Origin of the sequence: Butyrivibrio sp. INlla14 (genome assembly GCF_900102515.1) — a bacterium.
Taxonomy (GTDB): Bacteria; Bacillota; Clostridia; order Lachnospirales; family Lachnospiraceae; genus Butyrivibrio.
Map to the genome: position 1 here is coordinate 1 of NZ_FMVS01000068.1, position 2,134 is coordinate 2,134.

The window sequence follows — 2,134 nt, forward strand, 5'->3', positions numbered from 1 at the left end:
ATCTCAAGTTCGGAAGTAAAAGTGGCTCAATCTCAGACTATATCTGCGATTGAGCCTTTTCTTCTGTATGGCTTATTGGATTATTATTTATAGATGGGAAAATTATTTTTGAGTAGTTCGATTGTTGATAGGAAGCTAACTGCTGAAGCAGTTAGCCTTGAATAGAGAGCGCAGAGCGCTCTTATCCTTAATTCGGGCTTGATTACTTTTTGCGACATAGATCATGGTTTGTCAAGGCTGCCTTTGGCACCGCTTTGCGGCTTCGGCCTTGACTAACCATGATCTATGTCTGTATTGTTAGACAAGCCCGAATAAGGATTTTTGTGCATCTTCGATGCACTTTGTTCAAAGAAATCCCGTTTAGGGATTTCCTCATTTTCAGTATCTTAAAAGTCTTTGTATTTCCTGCTGTTTTCTATTCTGCATATTCAGTGTCATTTTGAATGCTTTTGCGCATGAGTCTATTACTTCGTCATAGTATGTGAACCGCCAAATATTTGTATGCAGTTTTACGCAGTTATATTTTTTTAATGAGTCAAGTATCTTTCCTGTCTGATATTTATGATCTAACTTTTCTTCTAAGAGTCTTATAAGGACAAGTGCGAGAAAACATGTGGTGAAATGTGCATCTATATGAGCATTTGTCCTGAGATATACAGGGCGTGATTCGAAGAAAGTCTTCGTTACTTTGAACGAATCTTCAATCTTCGCAAGTCCTCTGTATACTTTCCGCATTTCAATGTCGCTCATTTTTAGTTCGCTCGTTACAATGGAATAGTAGCCGTCATATTTTTCTTCTTCCCTGATCTTTTCTTCATCAAGTTCAAGGTTCCTGCCTTCTACTATTTCTCCGGTATTCTTGTCAAAGGCTATGTTTATTACATATGACGCGCTGCCTTTTGCAGAAACTCTGTCATATTTCTTGGGATGAGAGATAAGGTCTTTTGCTCGGGCAATCATAGCATCCCTGTCCGCCTTCTGTTTCTTTGCGTATTTCTCTGAATAGTAGACCATCTGTTTCTGATCTACTACGACTTTTTTCTTTACAGGCTTTTTCTGTCCGGGCTTTGTTACATTTACATTCAGCTCTTTTGGATAAATGCGCGATTTGTGTTTGAATGAGATTTCATTGCCGTCACTATCTGTAACCCTATCATTATGATAACCTTCGCTCAGAACCCATTCCTTGAACTCAGCATCTGCTCCTCTTATGGACTGACCATAGACATAGCCATCACGTTTGTTGTTTTCTGATTTGTTATCACCGTTCAGCCAGTAGATGTTATCTGAAGTGTTAAGACCTCTGTCTGCGACGTATATAATCCTGCAGTCATCGAATTCTTCTTTTACTCGGTTGATTATAGGGCGCATGTGGACTTTTTCGGATTCATTTCCGGGAAAGAGATCGAATGCCATTGGGATGCCATTGCGATCCATTAAAAGTCCCATTTCAACTATAGGATCTGGGCGGTGGTTCTTTTCCGGACCACGTTTGCGATACTTGGCAGCTGTCTTTTCGCCATTCTCATCAATAGGATTTCCTTCTTCGTCCAGTTCATCAACATCCGGATGGCTGATATCAAAGTAATAGTTGGTACAGTCAAAGTAAGATACTGACATATCCCTTTTACAGATATTTTTTGAATGATCATATATCCACTTTTGGAGATCTTCTTTATTCTCGGCAATGATATCAAGAGCATGATATATGTCATCAAGAGAACAGTTGTCAAATGGCTCAAAGAAGAAATCACTACTGTTTAATGTGTAGCGCTTTGAACCGGGATTAAGTGCTCTTGAGAATGTCAGCAGCTTCATGATCTGATCGGTGCTGAATTTCATCTTTCTGCCACGCGTCTTCCAGTTCCAGAACTTGTCTATTTCAAGTTCTTTGTAGAGATGTTTGAGAATACCATAGCCAACGTTCCGTACGTTGTTTGTTCCCAGGCTCATTGTCGAATTCATATCGATCTCGATGGAGACAGATTTCTCGCTATTTTTCTTTTCAGTAAGTTCTTTTGCGTACTGTGTGAAATAGGCAATCGGATCATCATACTTTTCTTTCAGTTCACTGACATAACCGATGCTTTCGATAGTGCGCTCGCGGGCACCTACCTTTGGAACATGGTATTTT

Annotated in this window: 1 protein-coding gene; it reads right to left on the minus strand. The window is 39.8% G+C overall.

The window, feature by feature from the left end; translation table 11 throughout:
- Positions 1 to 378: 378 nt before the first annotated feature.
- The coding region (locus tag BLO53_RS18815) for an IS1634 family transposase (RefSeq protein ID WP_092065242.1) at positions 379 to 2,134 on the minus strand (1,756 nt) is incomplete at its 5' end.